The organism is Streptomyces venezuelae (assembly GCF_008642375.1).
Lineage (GTDB): Bacteria > Actinomycetota > Actinomycetes > Streptomycetales > Streptomycetaceae > Streptomyces > Streptomyces venezuelae_G.
Genome location: NZ_CP029194.1, coordinates 5146634 through 5171235 on the forward strand (window position 1 = coordinate 5146634; position 24602 = coordinate 5171235).

The following is a 24602-nucleotide window of genomic DNA, read 5'->3' on the forward strand; positions in this document are numbered from 1 at the left end:
GAACCCGGTGCCGGGACTCTTCGCAGGGCGCTAGGCAAGGGGAGAGCCAAAAGCCTTCCATGGTTCGTCTCCTGCTGATGCGCTCCGGCCCGAAAAGGCGTCCACTGATCAGTGGAGAGGAGCTGGCATGAGCGAGATCACCGGCACCGGCATATCCGTCGCCCATGAGGCGTACGCCTTCGCCTGCATGCGCTGTGGATACGGCTGGGAGCAGGCGTACGACATCGAGCACCACGTCGACGCCGCCGGCCAGGAATTCGTCGTCTACAAGGCCGACGGGGAGCGGGTCCCTTCCCCGCTGTCCAACCCCACCTGCATGAACTGCGGCGGTCACGTCGTCCGGATCATGCGCGCGGGGCAGGTGTCGTCGGTGCTCGACCTGATCGCCGCGACGGAGAAGCACCAGCACGGAGCGAAGGCGACCAAGCCCGTCTCGATGGCCGGGCCGATCGGACAGGAACTGACCGAGGACACCGAGGGACCGGAGACCCCGCCGGTGCCGCACCACCGGCACCTCTCCGACCTCCTGCATCCCTTCCGTAAGCACGAGTAGTCCCGAACAGCACCGAAGGCTCCCTGCGCGCCGGCACTCGTGGCCCTCGTACGATCGGGGCCATGAGTGCCAAGGACGCCCCGCCCCCGCTGCCCGAGCCGCTCCTCGTGGAGGTCGCGGACTCGCACACCCACCTGGACATGCAGTCCGGGACCGTCGAGGAGGCACTGGTCAAGGCCGCCGCCGTCGGCGTGACCACCGTCGTCCAGGTCGGCTGCGACGTGAAGGGTTCCCAGTGGGCCGCCGAGACCGCCGCCGCCCACGCGAACGTGCACGCGGCCGTCGCCCTGCACCCGAACGAGGCGCCCAGGATCGTCCTCGGCGACCCCGACGGCTGGTCCCGGCAGGGTGCCCGCGAGGGCGGCGGGGACGCCGCCCTCGACGACGCGCTCGCCGAGATCGACCGCCTCGCCGCCCTGCCGCACGTCCTCGGCGTCGGCGAGACCGGCCTCGACTTCTTCCGTACGGGCCCCGAGGGCATGGCCGCGCAGGAGCGTTCCTTCCGCGCCCACATCGAGATCGCCAAGCGGCACGGCAAGGCGCTCGTCATCCACGACCGCGAGGCCCACGCCGACGTCCTGCGCGTCCTCGACGAGGAGGGCGCCCCCGAGCGGACCGTCTTCCACTGCTACTCCGGCGACGCCGCCATGGCCGAGATCTGCGCCGCCAAGGGCTACTACATGTCCTTCGCCGGCAACGTCACCTTCAAGAACGCCCAGCCCCTGCGGGACGCGCTCGCCGTCGCCCCGCTGGAGCTCGTCCTCGTCGAGACCGACGCCCCCTACCTCACCCCCGCGCCCTACCGGGGCCGCCCCAACGCCCCGTACCTCATCCCCGTCACCGTCCGGGCGATGGCGGCCGTGCGCGGGATCGGGGAGAACGACCTCGCCGAGGCGATCGCCGTCAACACGGCCCGCGCCTTCGACTATTGAGATCACCGATCCATAACGGTTACGTGTCGTAGCCGGATAGTTCGGGAGAGTGACCGGGGCCGGGGCTAATGTCCCGGCCTCGTGAGTACTTCCCAGGGCAGTCACCGAGCCGGACGGCGAGCGGCGACCCTGCCCGTCCACGAGCAGCCCACCCAAGCGGCGCCGCTCGTCATCCCCGGCACCGGAACCGGCACCGGGACCGGCACCGGAACCGGTCCCGGCGGCGTCCCCGGCCAAGGGGGCTCCCGCACCGGAGCCCGGCGCGCCACCCGCCGCCGCAAGGCCTCCGGCTCCCCCCGCGACGGTCTGCGCCGGCTCGTCCCGCAGGCCCTCGTCGTCGCCTTCCTCGCCGGCGGCACCAGCGCCTTCGTCGCCAACGACAAGGCCGTCCGGCTCTCCGTCGACGGCGTCCCGCGCACCCTCCACACCTTCGCCGACGACGTCGACGAGCTCCTCGCCCACGAGGGCCTGACCGTCGGCTCCCACGACATCGTCGCCCCCGCCCCCGGCGAGGCCCTGGCCAACGGCGACGAGGTCGTCGTCCGGTACGGGCGGCCGGTCGCCCTCACCCTCGACGGGCGGCGCCACACGATCTGGACCACCGCCAGGACCGTCGAGGGGGCCCTGCGCCAGCTCGGCGTCCGCGCGGAGGGCGCGTACCTCTCGGTCTCCCGCGCGGCCCCCATCACCCGTCAGGGCCTCGCCCTCGACGTCCGCACCGAGCGGGCGGTCACCTTCCTCGCCGACGGCCGCGAGCGCGTCGTCCGGACGAACGCCGCCACCATCCGCGAGGCCCTCGCCGAGGCCGGGATCACCCTCTCCGGCGAGGACACCACCTCCGTCGCGGCCGACTCCTTCCCCCGCGACGGCCAGACCGTCACCGTGCTGCGCATCACCGGCTCCCGGCAGGTCCGCGAGGAGACCATCCCGTACGCCGTCGAGAAGATCCGCGACCCCGAGCTCTTCGCCGGCAACGAGGTCGTCGAACGGCAGGGCGTCACCGGCGTCCGCCGGGTCACGTACAGCCTGCGCACGGTCAACGGCGTCCGGCAGAAGCCCCGCAGGACCGGCGAGGAGATCGTCCGCGAACCCGTCAGCCGCAAGGTGCGGATCGGCACCAAGGCCCTCCCCGCCTCCGTCGCCGGGGCCGACGGCCTCGACTGGGCCGCCCTCGCCGCCTGCGAGTCCGGCGGCCGCCCGAACGCCGTCGACCCCTCCGGGACATACGGCGGGCTCTACCAGTTCGACCCCGGCACCTGGCGCTCCCTCGGCGGCAGCGGAGTCGCCCAGAACGCGCCCGCCGCCGAGCAGACCTTCCGCGCGAAGAAGCTGTACGTGCAGCGCGGAGCCAGTCCGTGGCCCCACTGCGGCAGGCGGCTGCACGGGTGAGCGTGCGGCCGGCCCGTTCCGGGGCCCCAGGGGTGAGCCTCGGACCGGCCCCACGGGTGAGACGGGGTGAGTCGTAGGGCTGCCCCACCGGGGCCCCGTAGGCTGTACCGGTGAGCACCACCACCGGCCCCGAAAGCCCCGACGCCCTCCTCGGCCCCGCCGACATCCGTGAGCTGGCCGCCGCCCTCGGCGTGCGCCCCACGAAGCAGAAGGGCCAGAACTTCGTCATCGACGCCAACACCGTCCGGCGGATCGTCCGCACGGCCGAGGTGCGGCCCGACGACGTCGTCGTGGAGGTGGGGCCCGGACTCGGCTCCCTCACCCTGGCCCTCCTGGAGGCCGCGGACCGGGTGACGGCCGTCGAGATCGACGACGTGCTCGCCGCCGCGCTGCCCGCCACGATCCAGGCCCGCATGCCGGCCCGCGCCGACCGCTTCGCGCTCGTCCACTCCGACGCGATGCACGTCCAGGAGCTGCCGGGCCCGGCGCCGACCGCGCTCGTCGCCAACCTCCCGTACAACGTCGCCGTGCCGGTCCTGCTCCACATGCTGGAGCGGTTCCCGACCATCGAGCGGACCCTCGTCATGGTCCAGGCCGAGGTCGCCGACCGGCTCGCCGCCAAGCCCGGCAACAAGGTCTACGGCGTCCCGTCGGTCAAGGCGAACTGGTACGCGGAGGTCAAGCGCGCCGGCTCCATCGGCCGCAACGTCTTCTGGCCCGCGCCGAACGTCGACTCCGGTCTCGTCTCCCTGGTCCGCCGCGCCGAGCCGCTCGCGACCACCGCCTCCCGCCAGGAGGTCTTCGCGGTCGTCGACGCGGCCTTCGCCCAGCGCCGCAAGACGCTCCGCGCGGCCCTCGCGACCTGGGCGGGATCCCCCGCGGCGGCCGAGGAGGCCCTGGTCAAGGCCGGGATCTCGCCGCAGGCGCGCGGCGAGGCCCTGACGGTCGAGGAGTTCGCGAGGATCGCGGAGGCGAAGGCATGAGCGCTGCCGTGACCGTACGGGTCCCCGCCAAGGTCAACGTCCAGCTGGCCGTCGGCGCGGCCCGCCCCGACGGCTTCCACGACCTGGCCAACGTCTTCCTCGCCGTCTCCCTGTACGACGAGGTGACCGCCACCCCGGCCGCCGGGCTGACGGTCACCTGCGAGGGCCCCGACGCCGACAAGGTGCCGCTGGACCGCACGAACCTCGCCGCGCGCGCCGCCGAGCTGCTCGCCGCCCGGCACGGCATCTCCCCGGACGTGCACCTGCACATCGCCAAGGACATCCCGGTCGCCGGCGGCATGGCCGGCGGCAGCGCGGACGGCGCGGGCGCGCTCCTCGCCTGCGACGCGCTCTGGGGCCTGAACACCCCGCGCGAGACGCTCCTCGACATCTGCGCCGAACTGGGCTCCGACGTGCCCTTCAGCCTGGTCGGCGGGGCGGCGCTCGGCACCGGCCGGGGCGAGCAGCTCACGGAACTCCCGGTCGGCGGGGCCTTCCACTGGGTGTTCGCCGTCGCCGACGGCGGGCTGTCGACCCCGGCGGTGTACGGCGAGTTCGACCGTCTCACCGAGGGCATCGACGTCCCGGAGCCGACGGCCTCCCCGGTCCTCCTGGACGCCCTGCGCACCGGCGACACCACCGCCCTCGCGGGTGCCCTCGCCAACGACCTCCAGGCGCCGGCCCTCTCCCTGCGCCCGTCGCTCGCGGCGACCCTGACGGCCGGCACGGACGCGGGCGCGCTGGCGGCCCTGGTCTCCGGCTCCGGCCCGACGACGGCGTTCCTGGTGAAGGACGCGGAGACGGCGGAATCCGTGGCCGCGGCCCTGACCGCCTCGGGCACCTGCCGCACGGCCCGCGCGGCGACGTCCCCGGCACCGGGCGCGGTCGTCCTCCCGTCTGTCTGACCGTCGGCCCGACACCTTCCGGTCACCTCCGCCTGTCACCTTGGGCCCGTCCTGTTCGGACGAGCCCGGAAGCATGGCGTGAAGGCGTTGCGGTGGTGGAAGTCGACGACGGCGAGACATCGGCCGTTGCTGAAGATGCTGGACGAGTGCGGCCAGGTCGTGCTCTTCGCCGGCCTCGGCGTTCTGATGGTTCTGACTCCGCCCTGGGGCGGCTTCTGGAGGTGGGCGGCCTTCGCGGCCTACGTCCTCATGCTCCTCGGTGCCTGCCGAGGTGCCGTGCGTGCCTGGCGGAAGTGGCGCCGGGAGTCGGAGTACTCAGCCGCCGGATGAGATGAGTAGCCTGCCAGGATTCCAGCGCCGCTGGTTGTGTGCCGGGCGCACGGCGACACGTACGCCGAGACCGAGGAGAATCCGTCGCCTTCCGTCGGTGTCCCGGGAATCCCATTCCTCGAGGACGGACGTGCCGGTCGGGGCCCATGTCCGCCGCTCGTCGGGGGCCGATCGGATTTGTTCGAGGAGAGACGATCGGGATTCGAGCTCTCTCTGTACCGCGTCCGCCGCCGGTCCACGCATCCCTGCGAGCCGACCGGCCAGCTCCTCGATCTCCGACCGGAGCTGCCCGACGCATGCATCGGGCCGGATGCCGAGAGAGACCTCGCAGGTCGAGAGCGACGACGACCGAGCGTGAGAGCCGGTCGGCCTGCGCGATGACGAGCACATCGAACCGGTGCGGATCGTCCAGGAGTTTCCTCAGCCCCGGGCGCCCGCCGACGGGGCGTGAGCCGGACGTGTCCAGGTCTACCTCCTCGGCCACGACGGGCCAGCCGTGCGATCGGCACAAGGAGCGGCAGTCCTCGCGCTGCGAAGCGATGGACGTGCTGCCTTCGCGGTCGCGGCTGAGTCGGAGGTGGACAGCCGCCCTCATGATTCGTGCGGTCATTTCGTTCCCCGTTCCGGTTGCGGTGACGGGCAGGAGCCCGAATTTGCACGGCGAACGCGGAAAGTGACACCTCGGCGGCGAAACGTGAGACGCCGTGGCTGGGGTGTCGGACAATGGCCGGCTCGGCGGGGCGGATCAGATCGCGATGACGGTGGCCCGGCGTCCGCAGAGGACCCTGAGGTCCTCCGGGTCCGAGGTGAGCACCGTGGCGGGGCCGGGTGCCGCGAGCGCTGTCGCGGCGACCATCGCGTCGATGGCGCACTTGTGGCCGTGCAGCCCGTTCTCGGCCAGCAGGGCGGACGCCCGGCGGCCGACGGTCTCCGTCACGGGCTCGACGGTCAGGCGGGACAGGGTCCATTCCAGGGCCGCGCGGTTGATGCGCGGGTGCATCACCTCCACCAGGGTGGCGGCGCTCGTCACGACGCGCAGGTCGTCCGCGCGGGCCAGTGCGAGCCAAGCGGTGACCTCGCGGTCACGCAGCACGGCCTTGGCCAGTCCCTCGCTGTCGAGGACCAGTGTGCCGCCGGGGGTGGCCTCGGGGCGCGTCACGCAGCACTCGCCCCGGTCGGCTCCGTGCCTGCCTGCTCCTCGCGAGCGCGGCGCAGCTGCTCGCGCCGTGCCTGGACCTCCTCGTCCGAGACGGGTCCGTGTTCGGCCTCGGCCACCGCGATGAGTTCGTTGAGATCGTCCCGCTCCATCTGCCGGGCGACCGCCGCCGCGACATAGGCCGAGAGTCCCGAGGGTCCGCTGCGGGCGCGGGCGGCCTCGGCGATGTCCCGCGGCATGCTGATCGAGTACTTCTGAGTGGGCTCGCTCATGCCCCTTATGCTACTGCTGATGCCACCCGTCGGCCGGGGCGTACGCGGCAACGTACTCTGGGACGTCGATCTATCCCCCGTACAGGAGTCAACGTGGCCGTCAACCTGGTCAATGTCGAGGCTGTCAGCAAGGTGTACGGCACCCGTGCCCTGCTCGACGGGGTCTCGCTCGGTGTCTCCGAAGGGGACCGGATCGGGGTGGTCGGGCGCAACGGCGACGGGAAGACCACGCTCATCCGGATGCTCGCGAAGCTGGAGGAGGCCGACACCGGGCGTGTCACGCACAGCGGCGGGCTGCGGCTCGGGGTGCTCACGCAGCACGACTCGCTCGACCCGAAGGCCACCATCCGGCACGAGGTCATCGGCGTCATGGCCGACCACGAGTGGGCCGGCAGCGCCAAGATCCGGGACGTGCTCACCGGGCTCTTCGGCGGGCTCGACCTGCCCGGCTTCGAGCAGGGCCTCGACACCGTCATCGGCCCGCTCTCCGGCGGTGAGCGGCGACGGATCGCGCTCGCCAAGCTCCTCATCGACGACCAGGACCTGATCGTCCTCGACGAGCCCACCAACCACCTCGACGTCGAGGGCATCTCGTGGCTCGCCAAGCACCTCCAGGAGCGCCGCTCGGCGCTCGTCTGCGTCACCCACGACCGCTGGTTCCTCGACCAGGTCTGCACCCGCATGTGGGACGTGCAGCGCGGTGACGTGCACGAGTACGAGGGCGGTTACTCCGACTACGTCTTCGCCCGCGCCGAGCGCGAGCGCATCGCGGCCACGGAGGAGACGAAGCGGCAGAACCTGATGCGCAAGGAGCTGGCCTGGCTGCGGCGCGGTGCCCCCGCCCGTACCTCCAAGCCGCGCTACCGCATCGAGGCCGCCAACGAGCTGATCGCCGACGTGCCGCCGCCGCGCGACACCAGCGAGCTGATGAAGTTCGCCAACGCCCGCCTCGGCAAGACGGTCTTCGACCTGGAGGACGTGAGCGTCACCGCCGGTCCCAAGGAGCTGCTCAAGCACCTCACCTGGCAGCTGGGCCCCGGCGACCGCATCGGTCTCGTCGGCGTCAACGGCGCGGGCAAGACCTCACTCCTGCGCGCGCTCGCCGACGCGGCCGTCACCCAGGGCGAGACCCAGCCCGCCGCGGGGAAGATCGTCGTCGGCAAGACCGTCCGGCTCGCCTACCTCTCCCAGGACGTCACCGAACTCCCGGGCACCCTGCGCGTCCTGGAGGCCGTGCAGCAGATCCGCGACCGCGTCGACCTCGGCAAGGGCCGCGAGATGACGGCCGGCCAGCTCTGCGAGCAGTTCGGCTTCTCCAAGGAGAAGCAGTGGACGCCGGTCGGCGACCTCTCCGGCGGTGAGCGCCGCCGCCTCCAGCTGCTGCGCCTGCTGATGGACGAGCCGAACGTCCTCTTCCTCGACGAGCCCACCAACGACCTCGACATCGAGACGCTGACGCAGCTGGAGGACCTCCTCGACGGCTGGCCGGGCTCCATGGTCGTCATCTCCCACGACCGGTTCTTCATCGAGCGCACCACCGACAAGACGCTCGCGCTGCTCGGCGACAAGACCCTGCGGATGCTGCCGCGCGGCATCGACGAGTACCTGGAGCGCCGCCGGAAGATGATCGAGGCGGCCGTCCCGACGCCCGCCGCCGCGGCCGCGCCGCAGAAGCCGGGCGTCTCCGCCGCCGACGCGCGCGCCGCGAAGAAGGAGCTCCAGAAGGTCGAGCGACAGCTCGACAAGGTCTCCGAGAAGGAGGCGAAGCTGCACGCGAAGATCGCCGACAACGCGACCGATTTCGAGCTGGTGGCGAAGCTCGACGCGGAGCTCCGGGAACTGTCCGGGGAGCGCGAGGAGTTGGAGATGCGCTGGCTCGAACTGGCCGAGGACGCATAACCGGAAGCACGACAGGACGCATAACAAGGGCATCACGGGCCGGTCCTCCCTTGGGTACAAGGGGCGGACCGGTCGCTTTTGCGCCGTCGCGTGAGTGGTAGAAAGAAAAGTCGCTCACGTCAAGGGGGAACCGCTGATGACCCAGCCGCCCAGCAACCAGCCGCCGGGGGGCTTCGGAGCCCCTCAGGATCCGAACCAGGTCCCCGGCCAGGGCATGCCGCCCGTCCCGCCCGTCCCGCCGCAGGCTCCGCCGGTGCCGCCGCAGGCCCCGCAAGCCGGCGTGCCCGGTCCGTACGGCCAGCCGCAGCCGCAGCAGCAGCAGCCCGGTTACGGATATCCGCAGCAGCCGGGCCAGCCCGGCCAGCCCTCCCAGCCCGGTCCGTACGGCCAGCCGCAGCCCGGCCCCTACGGCTACCCGCAGCAGGCGCCCGGTCCGTACGGCCAGCAGCCGCAGCAGCCCGGTCCGTACGGGCAGCCGCAGCCCGGCCCGTACGGCGGCGGTTACCCGTCGCAGCCCATGTACCAGGGCGCCCCCACCCCGCCCGCCTCCGGCGGCGGCCTCAAGGGCCGCACCGGTGTCGTCGCGGGCGTGGCCGCGGTGGCCGTCCTGGTCGCCGCCGTCACGACCTGGGCGGTCGTCGGCGCCGGGGACGACGAGAAGGACCCGATCGCCCAGCCGACGGCGACCGCCTCGGCGTCCACGTCGGAGTCCGCCGCCCCCAAGCCGACCGAGTCGGTGGACGAGGGCGACGGTTCGGGCGACGGCCGCGGTGGCGACGACGACCTCAACGCCGGCCGCAAGCCCGGCGAGGCGAAGGTCGACTGGCTGCTGAAGAACAACGTCGACCTGCCCCGCAACGGCGCCGACGTCCTCGGCCCGTGGATCGTCGGCGACGTCGTCGTCAAGGCGATGTACAAGAGCATCGACGGCTACAGCCTGAAGGACGGCTCCCTGAAGTGGCACGTCGACGTGCCGTTCGAGCTCTGCGCGGCCCCGCCGGCCCCCTCCACCGGCGGTGTCATGGTCTTCGGGCACAACGACAGCGCCAAGGACGGCGCCAAGTGCCTCGGGCTCCAGCAGGTGAACCTGAAGACCGGCAAGGTGGGCTGGAAGAAGTCCGTCCCCAAGCCGACCGGTCTCTTCGCCTTCTCCGACAACACCCTGGCCATCAGCGGCAACACGGTCACCGCGGCCGGTTCCAGCACCGCCTACGGCTTCTCCCTCACCGACGGCAAGCAGCTCTTCAAGAGCCCCGCCTCCGGCTGCAAGCCCTTCGCCTACGCGGGCGGCAGCAAGCTGATCGCCGCGATGGACTGCCCCTCGGGCAGCACCACGAAGAAGATCCACGCGGTCGGCGAGGTCAACCCGGCCACCGGCAAGCCCAAGTACACCTTCCAGCTGGAGGCGAACTGGGAGGTCGACAAGGTCTACTCGGTCGACCCGCTGGTCGTCTCCGCCACCCAGCGCGAGCAGAAGAAGTGGACCATCTTCGCGCTCGACGCCAAGGGCAAGCTCCGCTCGCAGATCCAGGGCGGCAAGGACAAGTTCGCCCCGTCCTGCGGCGGCAGCTTCGTCATCTTCGGCAAGAACCTCCAGGGCTGCACCGGAGTCGCCGCCGACGCGAACACCTTCTACATGGCCACCGAGACCTCGTACGGCAAGCCCAACGAGGTCGTCGCCTTCGACCTGAAGACCGGCAAGCCCAAGTGGCGTTCCAAGGCGCCGGGTGAGCAGCAGATGATCCCGCTGCGCATGGACGGCGGTCAGGTCCTGGTCTACGTCGACCCGTCGTACGACAAGGGCGGCGCCGTCGCGACCATCGCGCCGACCGGCGGAGCACCGAAGATCGTGCTTCAGCACCCGGCCTCGACCTCCGAGATCGAGAACAACTTCTACGACCCGGGATACGCCTACGGCAGCGGCACCTTCGTCGTGACGAGCGGACGCGTCTCCGCGTCGAACGACAAGGAAGAGAAGCAGGTCAAGACGATGATGGCGTTCAGCAAGTGAGGGATTCGGACCGATGACGCAGCCACCCCCGCCCCCGCCGAACCAGCCCCCGGATCCCCAGGGCGGCTTCGGCGCGCCCACGCCCCCGCTGGGGGCACCTCCCGGGCCGCAGGGCCCAGGGGGACAGCAGCCGGGTTACGGCTATCCCCAGCAGCCGCCGCAGTCACAGCCCGAGCCGGGTTACGGCTACCCGCTGGGGGCACCTCCCGGGCCGCAGGGCCCGGGGGGACAGCCGCCGCAGCCTGACGCGGGTTACGGCTACCCCCAGCAGCCGCCTACGGCTCCGCAGCAGCCCCCGTACGGCTACCCGACGGCTCCGCAGCAGCAGTACCAGCAGCCGGTCCAGCCGCCGTACGGCTACCCCGCGCAGCCGCTGGGGGCACCTCCCGGGCCGCAGGGCCCAGGGGGACAGCCCTACGGCGGCTACCAGACCGCTCCGGTCCCGGCCGTGGCGGGCGGTGGCAAGAAGCTGTCGGTGCAGCTCCAGATCGTGATCGCGGCGGCCGTCGCCGTCGTCCTGATCGTCGGCACCGGCATCTGGTACGCCAACTCGGAGAGCGGCGACGGCAAGAACGAACAGCCGCTGAGCTCGGCGGGCGCCTCGCAGGGCGGCTCGCAGGGCGGTTCCGGCGGCGGGTCCCAGGGGACCGGCGGGGGCGGCAGCGAGAAGCCGCCGGCCCAGACCCAGGCGAAGCTGACCTTCCAGCTGCCCAAGCCCGGGGTCCCGGACGTCACCGACGTCTCCGGCTCGTGGGTCACCGACAAGGCGTACGTGAAGACGGGCGTGAACTCGCTCGTCGCCCACGACCTCACCAAGGGCACGCCCGTCTGGACGCTGCCGCTGACCGGCCAGATCTGCGGCACCTCGCGTCACGTGACCGCCGACAACAAGCTGCCGATCCTCTTCGAGGCCGCCAAGCGGGTCCCGCCGCGCTACTACCAGCAGTGCACCGAGGTCGGCGTGGTCGACCTCGACACCGGCAAGCTGATCTGGTCCACCTCGGTCACCGGTGGTTCCGCCGGTGACCAGAAGGCCCGGTTCAGCGAGGTCACGGTCAGCGGGACGACGGTCGCGGCCGGCGGCAACGACGGGGGCGCGGCCTTCGACATCGCCAACGGCAACCCCCGCTGGAAGCCGCAGGCCAACGACCAGGACTGCTTCGACCTGGGCTACGGCGGCGGCGCTGGTCTCGTCGCGGTCCGCAAGTGCGGTCCGTACGACACCCAGTACGTGCTGATCCAGAACCTCAACCCGATGACGGGCGCGCCGCTCTCGCAGTACAAGATGCCGACGGGCGTGAAGTACGCGTCGATCATCTCCACCAAGCCGCTGGTCGTCGCGGCCGACGTCGGCGACAGCGCCGGTGACGGCAGCGGCATCTCGGACTTCTTCTCCCTGGACGAGAAGACCGGCAAGCTGAAGGCGAAGATCACGGCGGACGCCGAGCAGTACGCGGGCCGCTGCCGCTCGACGAAGGTCGAGTCCTGCACGAAGGTCCTCGTCGGCAACAACCGCCTGTACGTGCCGACCGAGGAGCACGAGGGCGCCAGCGGCGAGTACGGCGACGAGACCAACGAGGTCATCGCCTTCGACCTGGCCACGGGGCGGACGGCGCCGGAGAAGGCGGACGCGGGGGACAAGTACACGCTGGTCCCGCTCCGCATGGACGGCGGCAGCCTCATCGCCTACAAGGCCCCGCCCTACGACAAGGGCGGGCGGATCGTCTCGATCGACGGCGTCACCATGAAGGAGACGCTGCTCCTCGAGAACCCGGCGGACGCCACGGTCAACGACATCGAGAACTCCTTCTCGCCGGACTACTCGGAGATCCTGTACCGCGACGGAAGGGTGTTCATGTCCGCCATGATTCTCTCCAAGCCGCGGGCGTCGGCATCGCCGGCAGACAAGGAGCCTCTGGCGGTGTCGTACAGCACCCGCTGACACCTCCGAGGACTCGCCGCGCGGCCCGGCGCATCGGTTCACACCGATGCGCCGGGCCGTTTGCGTGGTACGCGGGCTGGTGAGGAATTCGAGGTCGAGCGGGCCGTGCCGGGTGTCGGCGGGCCCGGAGGATGGGGGATGACCGGGATGGGCGTACGCCTCGTGGTGGTCGACGACCACCGACTGCTCGCCGAGGCCCTGGCCTCGGCGCTGAAGCTGCGCGGGCACCGGGTGCTCGCGGCGGCGGCGCCGGTGGCGGGGGCGGCGGAGCTCGTGGTGGCCCGGGCGCCTGAGGTGTGCCTGCTGGGCACGGCGGCCCCGGCCGAGCCCGGCACCTTCGACGTGGTCGCCCGCATCAAGCGGGAGCGGCCGCAGATGGCCGTGGTGGTGCTGGGGCCGGTGCCGTCGCCGCGGGGGATCGCGGCGGCCTTCGCGGCCGGGGCCTCGGGGTACGTCCGGCACGACGAGCGCATCGAGGGCGTCGAGCGCGCGCTGGTGAAGGCCCGGGCGGGGGAGTCGGCGGTGGCGCCGCAGCTGCTCCAGTCGGCGTTCGCGGAGCTGCTCAACCCGTCGGTGCGGCAGGACGACGAGGGGCAGCGGCTGCTGCGGCTGCTGACGCAGCGGGAGGTGGAGGTCCTCGTCCGGGTCGCCGAGGGGGAGGACACCCGGCTGATCGCGGCGGGGATGCGGATCGCACCGAGCACGGCGCGGACGCATGTGCAGCGGGTCCTGATGAAGCTGGGCGTCGGTTCGCGTCTGGAGGCGGCGGCGCTCGCGGCCCGGACGGGGCTGCTCGACCGGGCGGTGCCGATCCAGCGGGGCACTCTCCCGTAATCCTTCGATCACTTGTCCGTGCGCACGGACGGGCGAGCGTCCGACGGGCGGTCGTCCGGGTGTGCGGGCGGGCTTCGGCATTGACGGCGATGTTTGGATGTGGTTCTTTGTGGGTGGTTCTGTTTGATCCCGCCCGGAGGGCACCCCCGTGAAGAAGACCGTCACCACGCTCGCCGACGGGCGCGAGCTCATCTACTACGACTCCCGCGACGACGCCGTCCGCGACGCCGTCGACCCGCGCCCCCTCACCCCCGTCGTCTCCCGCTCCGAGATCCGGTACGACGAGCTCACCGGCGACCCCGTCGCCGTCGCCTCGCACCGGCAGGCCCGCACCTACCAGCCGCCGGCCGACGCCTGCCCGCTCTGCCCCGGCCGGGACGGCCACGAGAGCGAGATCCCCGCCGCGGACTACGAGGTGGTGGTCTTCGAGAACCGCTTCCCCTCCCTCTCCGGCGGCGTCGGCCGCTGCGAGGTCGTCTGCTTCACCGACGACCACACCGCCTCCTTCGCCGACCTCACCGAGGAGCAGGCCCGGCTCGTCCTCGACGCCTGGACCGACCGGACCGCCGAACTCTCCGCGCTGCCCGGCGTCGAGCAGGTCTACTGCTTCGAGAACCGCGGCCAGGAGATCGGCGTCACCCTGCCCCACTCGCACGGCCAGATCTACGCCTTCCCGTACGTGACGCCCCGCACGGCCCGGATGCGCCGCCGCCTCGACGAGCACCGGGCCGCGACCGGCCGGAACCTCTTCGACGACGTCGTAGCCCGGGAGCTGGCCGACGGCGAGCGGATCGTCCTGGAGACCGAGCACTGGATCGCCTTCGTGCCGTACGCGGCCCACTGGCCGTACGAGGTCCACCTGTACCCCAGGCGCCGGGTGCCCGACCTGCTCGCCCTCGACGAGGCCGCCCGCACAGAGTTCGCACAGGTCCACCTGGAACTCTTGAGGCGCTTCGACCGGCTCTTCGGCCCGGACGAGCCGCCGACGCCCTACATCGCCGCCTGGCACCAGGCGCCGTTCACGGACGCCCGGCGGGAGGACTTCGGACTGCACCTGGAGCTTTTCACCGTCCGACGGGCCTCTGGCAAGCTGAAGTTCCTCGCGGGCACCGAGTCCGGCATGGGCGCGTTCATGAACGACGTACGGCCGGAGGACGCGGCCCGACGCATCCGAGAGGTGGCGAGCAAGTGACCACGGCAGCCAAGAAGTACCTGGTGACCGGCGGGGCCGGATACGTGGGCAGCGTCGTCGCCGCCCACCTCCTGGAGCGGGGCCACCGGGTCACCGTCCTCGACGACCTCTCCACCGGCTTCACCGAAGGCGTCCCGGAAGGCGCCGAGTTCATCGCGGGCCGCGTCCAGGACGCTGCGAAGTGGCTGGACGGCACCTACGACGGGGTCCTGCACTTCGCCGCCTTCTCCCAGGTCGGCGAGTCCGTCGCCAAGCCCGAGAAGTACTGGGACAACAACGTCGGCGGCACCATGGCCCTCCTCGCCGCCATGCGCGAGGCCGGCGTGCGCAAGCTCGTCTTCTCCTCCACCGCCGCGACCTACGGCGAGCCCGAGTCCGTCCCGATCACCGAGTCCGCGCCGACCGCGCCCACCAGCCCCTACGGCGCGAGCAAGCTGGCCGTCGACCACATGATCGGCGGGGAGTGCGCCGCCCACGGCCTGGCCGCCGTCTCACTGCGCTACTTCAACGTCGCCGGGGCGTACGGCGCGCTCGGCGAGCGGCACGCGCCCGAGTCGCACCTGATCCCGCTCGTCCTCCAGGTCGCCCTGGGCGAGCGCGAGGCCATCTCCGTGTACGGCGAGGACTACCCGACCCCGGACGGCACCTGCGTCCGCGACTACATCCACGTCGCCGACCTCGCCGAGGCCCACCTCCTCGCCCTCGACGCCATGACGGCGGACGAGGTGCCGGCCGGCGAGCACCTGATCTGCAACCTCGGCAACGGCAACGGCTTCTCCGTCCGCGAGGTCGTCGAGGCCGTCCGCGCGGTCACCGGACACCCGATCCCCGAGCTCACCGCCGCGCGCCGCCCCGGCGACCCGGCCGCCCTCGTCGCCTCCGCCGGCACCGCCCGCGAGCGGCTCGGCTGGACGCCGTCCCGGCCGGACCTGGCGGACGTCGTCGCCGACGCCTGGGCCTTCGCGCGGCAGCGGGCGGGGGTGCGGCCGTGAGGTCGACGAGTGTCGCCGCCGGTTTTGAGGCGCTGTACGGCGCCGCCCCCGACGGGGTGTGGGCCGCCCCCGGGCGGGTCAACCTCATCGGTGAGTACACCGACTTCAACGACGGCTTCGTGCTGCCGCTCGCGCTGCCGCACACCGCCGTCGCCGCCGTCTCGCGCCGCGACGACGGCGTTCTCCGCCTGCACTCCGCCGACGTCGACGGCGGGATCGTCCAACTGGACGTCGAGGAGCTCGAACCGCTCTCCGGCGGCGGCTGGGCGGCCTACCCGGCCGGAGTCGTCTGGGCGCTGCGGGAGGCAGGGCACCCGGTGGCGGGGGCGGACGTCCACCTCGCCTCGACCGTGCCGACGGGCGCAGGGCTCTCCTCCTCGGCGGCCCTGGAGGTCGTCACGGCACTCGCCCTGAACGACCTCTTCGGCCTCGGGCTCTCCCGGCCCGAGCTGGCGCGGCTCGCCCAGCGCGCGGAGAACGCCTTCGTCGGCGTCCCCTGCGGCGTCATGGACCAGATGGCCTCCGCCTGCGCGGAGGAGGGGCATGCCCTCCATCTGGACACCCGCGACCTCTCGTACCGGCAGGTCCCCTTCGACCTGGCCCGCGAGGGGCTCCGGCTGCTCGTCGTCGACACCCGGGTGAAACACGCGCTCGGGGACGGCGCATACGCGGAGCGGCGCGCCGGCTGTGAAGCGGGTGCGCGGGCGCTCGGCGTGCGCGCCCTGCGTGACGTGAGCTCCGTGCACCTGCCCGAATCCCTCGCACTCCTGAGCGACGATACGGTTCTGCGCTACGTCCGGCACGTCGTCACGGACAACGCCCGGGTGGAGCGCGTGATCGCCCTCCTGGACGCCGGCGACACCCGGGCCGTCGGCCCGGTCCTCACCGAGGGGCACGCCTCCCTCCGGGACGACCTCCGTGTCTCCTGCCCCGAGCTGGACCTCGTGGTCGATGCGGCCAACGCGGCCGGGGCGCTCGGCGCCCGGATGACCGGCGGCGGCTTCGGCGGCTCGGCCGTCGTCCTTGTCGACACCGACCGGGCGGAGGCGGTCTCCGCCGCCGTCGGGAAGGCCTTCGCCGAGGCCGGGTACACGGCTCCGGGGATCTTCCCGGCCGTGCCCGCGGGGGGCGCGCGCCGCCTCTGATCCCCGCCGGGCAACGCTCGTACAAACGGACGACTTCGCACAGTTCCGCCAAACGGCCCCCGCCGCGCCGCCCCACCCCTACTGTGAGGGGCGGCGCCGGTGGGGGCCGGTGCTGTTCAGGGGTCGAGCCCAGCCGGGTACGGCGCCGCGAGCGGGGTAACAGTCAACGCACGGCGGCGGCCGTGCGACCGGCGGACCCGCCCCCGGCGCCGTGCCCGCGCCGGTCGGTTCCTCGACACTTGGGGGTGTCCGTGGCACGTATCCGGGTCCTGGTGGTGGACGACCACCGCATCTTCGCCGAGTCGCTGGCCGCCGCTCTCGCGGCGGAACCCGACGTCGACGTCTCCGCCGCGGGCAGCGGCCCGGCCGCCTTGCGCTGCCTGGACCGCGGGGTCGCGGAGGGGCGCAGGTTCGACGTACTGCTCGTCGACGCCGAGCTGGGCGCCGGCCCCGTCGCGGCGACGACCGCCGCGGCGCGCACGGTGCCGGACCAGGCGGAGCCCGTGGTCGACGGGATCTCCCTGGTCGCGGGGGTGCGCCGGGCCCAGCCCGCCGTCCGTACCGTCGTCCTCGCCGAGAAGGACGACCCGCGCAGGGCGGCCCTCGCCCTCCAGGCCGGGGCCTCGGGCTGGGTCGCGAAGGACTGCTCGCTCCAGCGTCTCCTCGCCGTGGTCCGGGGGGTGTTGCGGGACGAGACGCATCTGCCGCCCGCGCTGCTCACGGGCGTCCTGCGGGAGCTGACCGAGGCCCGCAAGCACCGCACGGACAGCGAGCGGCTCGTGGAGTCGCTGACGCCGCGCGAGCGGGAGGTGCTGCGCTGCATGGTCGCGGGCCTGGGCCGCAAGGCGGTCGCCGAGCGGCTCTTCCTCTCCCCGCACACCGTCCGTACGCACATGCAGAACGTGCTGGGGAAACTGGGCGTCCACTCGACCCTGGCGGCGGTGGCGCTGGCCCGCCGCGCGGGCGTCGGCCCGGCACCCCTGGAAGCGGACGTCCTACCCGGGGATGTTGTCGAACGGGGCGGTCAGCCGGCGTAGCAGCGCGGCCAGTTCGCCGCGCTGGGCGCGGGAGAGCTGGGCCAGGATGGCGCGCTCCTGGGCGAGGAGCCCGGCGAGTGCCTCGTCGGCGCGGTCGCGGCCCTCGGGGGTGAGCCGGACGAGGACCCCGCGCCGGTCGCTGGGGTCGGGGAGCCGCTCGACCAGGCCCTTCTTGGTGAGCCGGTCGATGCGGTTGGTCATGGTGCCCGAGGTGACCAGAGTCTGCGTCAGGAGCTGACCTGGGGAGAGCTGGTAGGGCGCGCCGGCCCGGCGGAGCGAGGTGAGGACGTCGAACTCCCAGGGCTCCAGCTGGTGCTCGGAGAAGGCGAGCCGACGGGCGCGGTCGAGGTGCCGGGCGAGCCGCGAGACGCGGCTGAGCACCTCGAGCGGTTCCACGTCGAGGTCGGGGCGCTCGCGGCGCCATGCTGCGACCAGTCGGTCGACCTCGTCCTCCATGGCGATCAGTGTAGAGGGTCTGTTGACATAAAGTCTCTTGGGATCAAGTTTCTCGATATAGAGAATCTCGGTTGCGAGATATATTTCAGCCATGTGCGGGGAAGGGACCCGGCCGGAACATCGTTCCGTTTCGGTTACTCGTTCCAGCAAGGGGGCTTCGAACATGCATTCCGTGGAATCCGCCGCACCAACCTGGGATCCGCAGCAGTACCTCCGTCACTCCGGCCACCGCACCCGGCCCTTCCTCGACCTGCTCGCCCGAATACCACGCCTCCCGGCCCAGGACCGGCCGGCCCGGATCGCCGACCTCGGCTGCGGCCCGGGAAACGTCACGGCGCTCCTCGCCGAGCACTGGGCCGACGCCCACATCACCGGCTTCGACCTGTCGCCCGACATGCTGGAGCGCGCCGAGAAGGACTGGTCCGGCACCACCCGGGGCGGCGGCTGGCTCGACTTCCGGGCCGCCGACGCCGCGCACTGGACGCCCGCCGAGCCCTTCGACCTGATCGTCTCCAACGCGGCCCTCCAGTGGGTGCCCAACCACCCCGAGTCCTTCGCCGCGTGGATCGACGGACTCCGCCCCGGCGGCACCCTCGCCTTCCAGGTGCCGGGCAACTTCGTCTCGCCCAGCCACGCCCTGATCGGCGAACTCTGCGACGCCCCCGAGTGGCGCTCCCGCCTCGGCGACCAGGGCCGCCGCTTCGTCCACATCCTCGACGCGGCCGAGTACCTCACCCGGCTCACCGACCTCGGCTGCGAGACCGAGGTCTGGGAGACCACGTACTGCCGGCTCCTCCAGGGCGAGGACCCCGTCCTCGACTGGGTGCTGGGGACGGCGCTGCGGCCCGTCCTCACGACGCTGGGCGACGACCAGGCGGCGATCGACGCGTTCCTCGCGCAGTACCGGACGCTGCTCCGGCAGGCCTATCCGCCGGGCCCGCACGGCACCGTCTTCCCGTTCCGCCGGGTCTTCGCCGTCGCACGCAAGCCGGCGTGAGGGCCGCGACGCACGGGCGCTTAACCACGGGCGCCCCGCACCGGAGATCCGGTGCGGGGCGCCCGAGTCCTGTGCGGACCGGCCGGCCTAGTACAGGCTGTCGTAGGTCTGGTAGCCGTAGCCGATCTTCACCCGGGGGGTGAGGGCGGCAGCGGTGCCCGTGCCCAGGTACCGGTACAGGTCACCCGCGGAGTTCACCGCCAGCAGGTCGGCCTTGCCGTCGCCGCTCATGTCGCCGGGCGCCGCCAGCTTGTTGTACGTGCCCCAGCCGCCGCCGAGGCTGACGCGCTTGGCGAACGGAGCCGTCGCGGAGCCCGTGCCCCGGTACAGCCAGAGGGTGCCGGCGCCGTCGCGGGCCAGCAGATCCGACCGGCCGTCGCCCGAGAAGTCGCCCGCACCCAGGACGCGGTTGTACGCGCTCCACCCGTCGCCGACCCGGATCCGGGAGGCCACGGCCGTGCCCTTGCCGTTGCCGGGGTACAGGTAGAGGACACCGGTACGGTCCCGGGCGACCAGGTCGGACTTGCCGTCGCCGGTCAGGTCACCGGGGCCGGCGATGAGGTTGTAGATCTGCCAGCCGCCGCCGAGGTCGGTCTCGCCGTTGCTGTACAGGCGGCCTTGGTAGACCTCCAGGAGGTCGGAGAGCGGGCCCGGGTCCAGCGCGGAGACGAACGAGATGCTCGCCCCGGCGAAATAGCCGGTGGGGCCCACCTGCTCGCGCGCGTGGAGCTTGCCGCTGTTCCGGTGGCGGTACTCGAAGAGCGTCCCGCCCTTGTCGCGGGCGAGGATCCCGCGCTTGCCGATCGTCGGGATGTTGCCGCCCGCGCCGAACTGGTCGACGTCGACCCAGCTGCCGGAGAGCTTCAGGCGCGCCGAGTACGAGCCGTTGCCGAGGCCGCTGTAGGCCCAGAGGGCACCGGCGGCGTCCCGGGCGAGCAGGTCGGCCTTGCCGTCGCCGTTGCGGTCGTCGGGGGCGAGGAGCTGGTTGTACGTGTTCCAGCCCTTGCCGAGCTCCCTGCGGGGCTTGAACGGCGCTCGCGGGTCGCCGGTGCTGCCGTAGAAGTACAGCCGCCCGTCCGTGGTCCGGGCCACGACGTCGCCGCGGCCGTCGCCGCTGTTGTCGCCGATGCCGACGAGCTGGTCGTAGACGCCCCAGCCGGGGCCGATCTTCACGCGGCCGGCGAACGGCGCCGTCGCCGTGCCGGTCCAGCGGTAGTAGTAGAGGTCGCCGTTGTGCTGGCGGGCCAGCAGGTCGGCCTTGCCGTCGCCGCTGATGTCACCGGGCGAGAAGACCTTGTTGTAGAGGTTCCAGCCCTTGCCCGACCAGGTGATCGAGCCGCCGGTCGTGGTCGACTCCGAGAACAGCCGGAGCACGCCGTCCTTGGAGAGCCCGAGCAGCTCGGGCTTGCCGGTGCCGTTCTGGTCTCCGAGCGGGACGAGGTCGAAGCCGTACGAGGAACCCGCGGCGTCGAACACGGTGGCGGCCGAGCCGTTGGACGGCGCGACGAAGGTCCAGCCGGTCCACCTGCGGTGGACCAGATCGGTCCTGCCGTCCCCGGTCACGTCGAAGCGGGGCCGGACGACGGCCGTCGCCGCGGCGGCGCGGGCCGTGCCGCCCTGCTCGACGGCCGGCTGCGACATGTCCAGCCTCGGCGTCGCGGTGTCGTCGGTCGGCGCCTGCTTCACGAAGAGCCGGGGGCCGGGCTCGGCGGGCTCGGCCACGGCGGGCGAGGCGAGGAGCATGCCGGCGGACAGGGCGAGCGCGGTGCACGTGGTGACACGGCGGGCACGCCCGAAGAATGCGGAACTCAAAAATCCCCCCAGGGATGAGACGGGCCCGCACCGGAACTCCGGTGCAGGCCGGTCGGTGACGGCGGAGCCGTTACGACATGGAGTTGTACGCCTGGTAGCCGTAGCCGATCTTGGTCCGCGCCGAGAACTTCGACGGGCTGGTGCCCAGGTAGCGGTAGAGGTCGCCGCCCGAGGTCACACCGAGCAGGTCGGCCTTGCCGTCGGCGTTGAGGTCGCCGGGGGCGGCCAGCTGCTTGTACGTGCCCCAGCCGCTGCCGATCTTCACGCGCGGCTTGAACGGCGTGGTCGCGTTGCCGGAGCCCGGGTGCAGGTAGAGGTCGCCGCCCGTGGTGCGGGCCAGCACGTCCGTACGCCCGTCGCCGGTGTAGTCGCCGGCGCCGAGGATCTTGTTGTACGCACCCCAGCCGCTGCCGACCCGGACCCGGCCGGAGAGGGCCTCGCCCTTGCCGTCGCCGCGGTAGATCCAGAGGACACCGGACCCGTCCCGGGCGAGCAGGTCGCCCTTGCCGTCGCCGCTGAGGTCACCGGGGGCGACGAGGGTGTTGTAGCCGTTCCAGCCGTAGCCGATGGGGGAGCCTTCGATCCAGAGCTCGCCGTCGCCGAAGGTGATGGCGATGTCGGACAAGCCGTCCGAGTCCATCGAGGACAGGTGCGAGACCTTCAGCCCGGCCCAGCTGCCCGGCGCGTCGAGGATCTGTCGCGCGCCCAGCTTGCCGGTGGTGTCGTTGCCGTACCAGTACAGCGACCCGCCGGAGGTGCCGGCGATGACGCCCTCCTTGCCGGTGTACGGGTTGCTGCCGGCGAGCGCGAACTGCGTGATGCCCGCCCAGTCGCCCGGGGCGCTGACCTGCTGGCGCCCGGCCAGGGTGCCGTTGCTGTTGCTGACGTAGAAGTAGAGCGTGCCCGCGTTGTCCCGGGCCAGCAGGTCGCCGTTGCCGACGGGCAGGATCTGGTTGTAGACGCCCCAGCCGCCGCCGATCAGCTTCCTGGCGGAGAACGGAGCGGTGGTGCTGCCCGTGCCGGTGTAGAAGTACAGGTTGCCGGCGGTGTCGCGGGCGTACAGGTCGGCCTTGCCGTCGCCGGTCACGTCACCGGCGCCCACGAGCTGGTCGTAGACGCCCCAGCCGCTGCCGACGCTGATCCGGCCGCCGAGCGGCCTGCTCAGGTCGCCGGTGGCCAGGTACAGGAACAGCTGGCCGTCCTGCGTGCGGGCGAGCACGTCGGCCTTGCCGTCGTTGTTCACGTCGCCGGGCGAGGTGACCTTGTTGTAGATCTGCCAGCCGCCACCCACGACGGACTCGTACGGCGTGCCGGTCGGGTCGGCGTCCCGGTACAGCGTCAGGGTGCCGTTCTCGGAGAGGACGAGTACCTCGGGCTCGGTGGTGTCACCGCCCTGGTTGCCGATCGGGATGATGTCCTTCGCGACGTCGTCGAGGCGGTGGAGCTCGAAGGGCTCCTCCGAGACGTCCGTGTACAGCTGGCCGTCCACGGCGCGGAAGATGAGGTCCTCGATGCCGTCGCCGTTCAGGTCGGAGAGCGGCAGCGACACGGCCTCGGCCGCGGCGAGGCCCGCCCGGGCGCCGTCCTGCTTCGGAAGCGTCAGCTTCGGCGGGGTGAAGGCGGGCGTCTTCTTCTCGATCGACGGTCGCGGCGCCGGGGTGTCGGCGGAGGCCGTGCCGGTGAGGAGCATGCCGGCGGAGAGGGCGAGAGCGGTGCAGGCGGTGATGCGGCCGGCACGCTTGGAGCGCGAGAAGAACAAGGAGATCCCCCCCAGGGAATCAGAGGTTCAAGGGAACCAGCCAGGGGGGTCCGTACGGACGTCGAACGGTGTCAGCGCACGCCGACAGGCGCGCGGAGACGGCATCGTTCGAAGGTCGGAACACCCCCCCGGATGTTGAACAGGAGTCTACCCACGGGGGCGCCTTATGCCAGAGCTTTACTCAGTGAAACTGCCAGAACCGAACCTTCCGGTTCAGTTCTTGCGATGCCCTATCAACCGCGGCTTCTGCTCCAGACCGTCGAGCCCGTGCCACGCCAGGTTCACCAGATGCGCCGCGACCTCCGCCTTGCCCGGCTTGCGGACGTCCAGCCACCACTGGCCCGTCAGCGCCACACTGCCGACCAGCGCCTGCGCGTACAGCGGGGCCAGCTTCGGGTCGAAGCCGCGGTTCTTGAACTCCATCCCGAGGATGTCCTCGACCTGCGTGGCGATGTCGCTGATGAGCGAGGCGAACGTGCCGGTCGACTGCGCCACCGGCGAATCCCGCACGAGGATCCGGAAACCGTCCGTGTAGTTCTCGATGTAGTCGAGCAGCGCGAACGCCGCCTGCTCCAGGAGCTCGCGCGGGTGGCCCGCGGTCAGCGCACCCGTCACCCCCTCCAGGAGCTGCCGCATCTCCCGGTCGACGACGACCGCGTACAGCCCCTCCTTGCCGCCGAAGTGCTCGTACACCACCGGCTTGGAGACCCCGGCCTTCGCCGCGATCTCCTCCACCGACGTGCCCTCGAAGCCCTTCTCGGCGAACAGCGTGCGCCCGATGTCGAGGAGCTGTTCCCGGCGCTCCGCGCCCGTCATCCTCACCCGGCGGCCACGCCGGGGCTTCCGCTCTCCGCTGTCGTTGCTGCCGGTACCACTGGAACTGCCGTCGATCGCCACGTCTTCCATCATGCCGCTTCTGCGGACGTGCTCTGGCGCCGGGCGTCGATGCGCTCCTTCGCCGGCCAGCGCACGTCCGAGGCCCAGCCCGCCAGCTCGAACCAGCGGATCAGCCGCGCGCTGGAGTCGACCTGGCCGCGCAGCACCCCGTGCCGGGCCGAGGTCGGGTCCGCGTGGTGCAGGTTGTGCCAGGACTCGCCGCAGGACAGCACCGCGAGCCACCACACGTTGCCCGAGCGGTCACGCGACTTGAAGGGACGCTTGCCCACCGCGTGGCAGATCGAGTTGATCGACCAGGTCACGTGGTGCAGCAGTGCCACCCGGACCAGCGAGCCCCAGAAGAACGCCGTGAACGCGCCCCACCAGGACATCGTCACCAGACCGCCCACCAGCGGCGGGATCGCGAGCGACAGGATCGTGAAGGAGAGGAAGTGCCGAGAGATCGCCCGGAGCGTGGGGTCCTTGATCAGATCGGGGGCGTACTTGTGCTGCGGCGTCCGCTCCTCGTCGAACATCCACCCGATGTGCGCCCACCACAGGCCCTTCATCAGGGCCGGGACCGTCTCGCCGAAGCGCCACGGCGAGTGCGGGTCACCCTCCGCGTCCGAGAACTTGTGGTGCTTGCGGTGGTCCGCCACCCAGCGCACCAGCGGCCCCTCCACGGCCAGCGAACCCATGATCGCGAGCGCGATCCGCAGCGGCCGCTTCGCCTTGAAGGAACCGTGCGTGAAGTAGCGGTGGAAGCCGATCGTGATCCCGTGGCAGCCGATGTAGTACATCGCCACCATCAGACCGAGATCCAGCCAGCTCACCCCCCAGCCCCAGGCCAGCGGCACCGCGGCGAGCAGCGCCACGAACGGCACCGTGATGAACAGGCCCAGCGTGAGCTGCTCGGTCGAACCCTTGCGGTCACCGCCCAGCGTGGCGAAGGGAAGAGCCTCGGCGCCGGCGGGTGCCTCGGTCGTCGTGGACGTCTCGGGCGCCGAGGTCACCTCGGGGCTAGTGGTCATGGGTGTCCCCTGGGGGTGAGGGTGAGGGTGAGAAGAGCGGAAACCTGAGCCGTGGCTACGCCTCCGTAACCTACGGCGTCGTAAGTATGGCAGTGCCGT

General features: G+C 72.0%; 22 protein-coding genes and 1 pseudogene. 15 read left to right on the forward strand and 8 right to left on the reverse strand.

Annotation, left to right across the window (positions count from 1 at the left end):
• The first annotated feature begins 127 nt into the window (after positions 1 to 127).
• The 6 genes from DEJ46_RS23760 (at position 128) to DEJ46_RS39260 (ending at position 5092) form a co-directional block, all read left to right on the forward strand.
• A complete protein-coding gene (locus DEJ46_RS23760; RefSeq protein WP_150269450.1) occupies positions 128 to 553 on the forward strand; it encodes a hypothetical protein in 426 nt (141 codons plus the stop codon).
• 62 nt (positions 554 to 615) lie between these two features.
• The gene (locus DEJ46_RS23765; RefSeq protein ID WP_150269452.1) at positions 616 to 1485 is read left to right on the forward strand and encodes a TatD family hydrolase; all 870 of its coding nucleotides are present in this window, start codon (positions 616 to 618) and stop codon (positions 1483 to 1485) included.
• Between the two features lie 81 nt (positions 1486 to 1566).
• Positions 1567 to 2874 (forward strand): resuscitation-promoting factor, encoded by a 1308-nt coding sequence (locus DEJ46_RS23770; RefSeq protein ID WP_150269454.1) that lies wholly within the window; start codon positions 1567 to 1569, stop codon positions 2872 to 2874.
• A 110-nt stretch (positions 2875 to 2984) separates the two neighbouring features.
• Complete coding sequence (gene rsmA, locus DEJ46_RS23775) at positions 2985 to 3857, forward strand: 16S rRNA (adenine(1518)-N(6)/adenine(1519)-N(6))-dimethyltransferase RsmA (RefSeq protein WP_150269456.1); 873 nt, start codon at positions 2985 to 2987, stop codon at positions 3855 to 3857.
• Entirely contained in the window at positions 3854 to 4762 is a 909-nt protein-coding gene (locus DEJ46_RS23780; protein ID WP_150269458.1) for a 4-(cytidine 5'-diphospho)-2-C-methyl-D-erythritol kinase, read from the forward strand. The genes rsmA and DEJ46_RS23780 overlap by 4 nt, the downstream gene beginning before the upstream one ends.
• A 126-nt stretch (positions 4763 to 4888) precedes the next feature.
• Positions 4889 to 5092, forward strand: a complete 204-nt coding sequence (locus DEJ46_RS39260; RefSeq protein ID WP_190623353.1) for a hypothetical protein — start codon at positions 4889 to 4891, stop codon at positions 5090 to 5092.
• On the opposite strand, the gene DEJ46_RS40935 is transcribed toward DEJ46_RS39260, so the two are convergent.
• From DEJ46_RS40935 to DEJ46_RS23795, 3 genes are all read right to left on the reverse strand, one after another.
• Positions 5010 to 5702: a recombinase family protein gene (locus DEJ46_RS40935; RefSeq protein WP_150269459.1), complete on the reverse strand. Its 693-nt coding sequence runs from the start codon at positions 5700 to 5702 to the stop codon at positions 5010 to 5012. The two genes, DEJ46_RS39260 and DEJ46_RS40935, sit on opposite strands and share 83 nt — an antisense overlap.
• Positions 5703 to 5837: 135 nt before the next feature.
• Positions 5838 to 6251, reverse strand: a complete 414-nt coding sequence (locus DEJ46_RS23790; RefSeq protein ID WP_150269460.1) for a PIN domain-containing protein — start codon at positions 6249 to 6251, stop codon at positions 5838 to 5840.
• Positions 6248 to 6520 carry a CopG family transcriptional regulator gene (locus DEJ46_RS23795; RefSeq protein ID WP_150269462.1) on the reverse strand — a complete coding sequence of 91 codons (273 nt, stop codon included), beginning with the start codon at positions 6518 to 6520 and terminating at the stop codon, positions 6248 to 6250. The genes DEJ46_RS23790 and DEJ46_RS23795 overlap by 4 nt, the downstream gene beginning before the upstream one ends.
• 93 nt (positions 6521 to 6613) lie before the next feature.
• On the opposite strand from DEJ46_RS23795, the gene DEJ46_RS23800 reads away from it, so the two are divergent.
• The 8 genes from DEJ46_RS23800 (at position 6614) to DEJ46_RS23835 (ending at position 17572) form a co-directional block, all read left to right on the forward strand.
• Positions 6614 to 8419, forward strand: coding sequence for an ABC-F family ATP-binding cassette domain-containing protein (locus DEJ46_RS23800; RefSeq protein ID WP_150269464.1), 1806 nt, complete (start codon positions 6614 to 6616; stop codon positions 8417 to 8419).
• Between the two features lie 136 nt (positions 8420 to 8555).
• Positions 8556 to 10430 (forward strand): PQQ-binding-like beta-propeller repeat protein, encoded by a 1875-nt coding sequence (locus tag DEJ46_RS23805; protein ID WP_150269466.1) that lies wholly within the window; start codon positions 8556 to 8558, stop codon positions 10428 to 10430.
• A 13-nt stretch (positions 10431 to 10443) separates the two neighbouring features.
• A complete protein-coding gene (locus DEJ46_RS23810) occupies positions 10444 to 12372 on the forward strand; it encodes a PQQ-binding-like beta-propeller repeat protein (RefSeq protein WP_150269468.1) in 1929 nt (642 codons plus the stop codon).
• 147 nt (positions 12373 to 12519) lie between these two features.
• Positions 12520 to 13206, forward strand: a complete 687-nt coding sequence (locus tag DEJ46_RS23815; RefSeq protein WP_150274713.1) for a response regulator transcription factor — start codon at positions 12520 to 12522, stop codon at positions 13204 to 13206.
• A 148-nt stretch (positions 13207 to 13354) separates the two neighbouring features.
• Positions 13355 to 14398, forward strand: coding sequence for a galactose-1-phosphate uridylyltransferase (gene galT, locus DEJ46_RS23820; RefSeq protein ID WP_150269470.1), 1044 nt, complete (start codon positions 13355 to 13357; stop codon positions 14396 to 14398).
• Positions 14395 to 15390, forward strand: coding sequence for a UDP-glucose 4-epimerase GalE (galE, locus tag DEJ46_RS23825; RefSeq protein ID WP_150269472.1), 996 nt, complete (start codon positions 14395 to 14397; stop codon positions 15388 to 15390). The genes galT and galE overlap by 4 nt, the downstream gene beginning before the upstream one ends.
• Positions 15387 to 16535 carry a galactokinase gene (galK, locus tag DEJ46_RS23830; protein WP_150269474.1) on the forward strand — a complete coding sequence of 383 codons (1149 nt, stop codon included), beginning with the start codon at positions 15387 to 15389 and terminating at the stop codon, positions 16533 to 16535. Before galE ends, galK begins: the two co-directional genes overlap by 4 nt.
• 251 nt (positions 16536 to 16786) lie before the next feature.
• Positions 16787 to 17572: a response regulator transcription factor gene (locus tag DEJ46_RS23835; RefSeq protein ID WP_150269476.1), complete on the forward strand. Its 786-nt coding sequence runs from the start codon at positions 16787 to 16789 to the stop codon at positions 17570 to 17572.
• Here the strand turns inward: DEJ46_RS23835 and DEJ46_RS23840 are convergent.
• A complete protein-coding gene (locus DEJ46_RS23840; protein WP_017241145.1) occupies positions 17531 to 18028 on the reverse strand; it encodes a MarR family winged helix-turn-helix transcriptional regulator in 498 nt (165 codons plus the stop codon). The genes DEJ46_RS23835 and DEJ46_RS23840 overlap by 42 nt on opposite strands.
• 163 nt (positions 18029 to 18191) lie before the next feature.
• On the opposite strand from DEJ46_RS23840, the gene DEJ46_RS23845 reads away from it, so the two are divergent.
• Entirely contained in the window at positions 18192 to 19025 is an 834-nt protein-coding gene (locus DEJ46_RS23845; protein ID WP_150269478.1) for a trans-aconitate 2-methyltransferase, read from the forward strand.
• 87 nt (positions 19026 to 19112) lie between these two features.
• Here DEJ46_RS23845 and DEJ46_RS23850 read toward each other — a convergent pair whose 3' ends face one another.
• The 4 genes and pseudogenes from DEJ46_RS23850 to DEJ46_RS23865 form a co-directional block, all read right to left on the reverse strand.
• Positions 19113 to 20837, reverse strand: a complete 1725-nt coding sequence (locus DEJ46_RS23850; protein WP_223835031.1) for an FG-GAP-like repeat-containing protein — start codon at positions 20835 to 20837, stop codon at positions 19113 to 19115.
• A 241-nt stretch (positions 20838 to 21078) separates the two neighbouring features.
• Positions 21079 to 22527, reverse strand: a pseudogene (locus tag DEJ46_RS23855) (FG-GAP repeat domain-containing protein); the annotation flags it as partial.
• A 282-nt stretch (positions 22528 to 22809) separates the two neighbouring features.
• Positions 22810 to 23502 carry a TetR/AcrR family transcriptional regulator gene (locus tag DEJ46_RS23860; RefSeq protein WP_150274718.1) on the reverse strand — a complete coding sequence of 231 codons (693 nt, stop codon included), beginning with the start codon at positions 23500 to 23502 and terminating at the stop codon, positions 22810 to 22812.
• Positions 23502 to 24503, reverse strand: a complete 1002-nt coding sequence (locus DEJ46_RS23865) for an acyl-CoA desaturase (RefSeq protein ID WP_190622857.1) — start codon at positions 24501 to 24503, stop codon at positions 23502 to 23504. Before DEJ46_RS23865 ends, DEJ46_RS23860 begins: the two co-directional genes overlap by 1 nt.
• Between the last annotated feature and the right edge of the window lie 99 nt (positions 24504 to 24602).

Coding starts and splice junctions, on each gene's coding strand:
- DEJ46_RS23780 (WP_150269458.1), top strand. CDS start 3,854: ATGAGCGCTGCCGTGACCGTACGGGTCCCCGCCAAGGTCAACGTCCAG.
- DEJ46_RS23865 (WP_190622857.1), bottom strand. CDS start 24,503: ATGACCACTAGCCCCGAGGTGACCTCGGCGCCCGAGACGTCCACGACG.
- DEJ46_RS23810 (WP_150269468.1), top strand. CDS start 10,444: ATGACGCAGCCACCCCCGCCCCCGCCGAACCAGCCCCCGGATCCCCAG.
- DEJ46_RS23795 (WP_150269462.1), bottom strand. CDS start 6,520: ATGAGCGAGCCCACTCAGAAGTACTCGATCAGCATGCCGCGGGACATC.
- DEJ46_RS23840 (WP_017241145.1), bottom strand. CDS start 18,028: ATGGAGGACGAGGTCGACCGACTGGTCGCAGCATGGCGCCGCGAGCGC.
- DEJ46_RS23845 (WP_150269478.1), top strand. CDS start 18,192: ATGCATTCCGTGGAATCCGCCGCACCAACCTGGGATCCGCAGCAGTAC.
- DEJ46_RS40935 (WP_150269459.1), bottom strand. CDS start 5,702: ATGACCGCACGAATCATGAGGGCGGCTGTCCACCTCCGACTCAGCCGC.
- DEJ46_RS23860 (WP_150274718.1), bottom strand. CDS start 23,502: ATGGAAGACGTGGCGATCGACGGCAGTTCCAGTGGTACCGGCAGCAAC.
- DEJ46_RS23815 (WP_150274713.1), top strand. CDS start 12,520: ATGGGCGTACGCCTCGTGGTGGTCGACGACCACCGACTGCTCGCCGAG.
- DEJ46_RS23765 (WP_150269452.1), top strand. CDS start 616: ATGAGTGCCAAGGACGCCCCGCCCCCGCTGCCCGAGCCGCTCCTCGTG.
- DEJ46_RS23805 (WP_150269466.1), top strand. CDS start 8,556: ATGACCCAGCCGCCCAGCAACCAGCCGCCGGGGGGCTTCGGAGCCCCT.
- DEJ46_RS23760 (WP_150269450.1), top strand. CDS start 128: ATGAGCGAGATCACCGGCACCGGCATATCCGTCGCCCATGAGGCGTAC.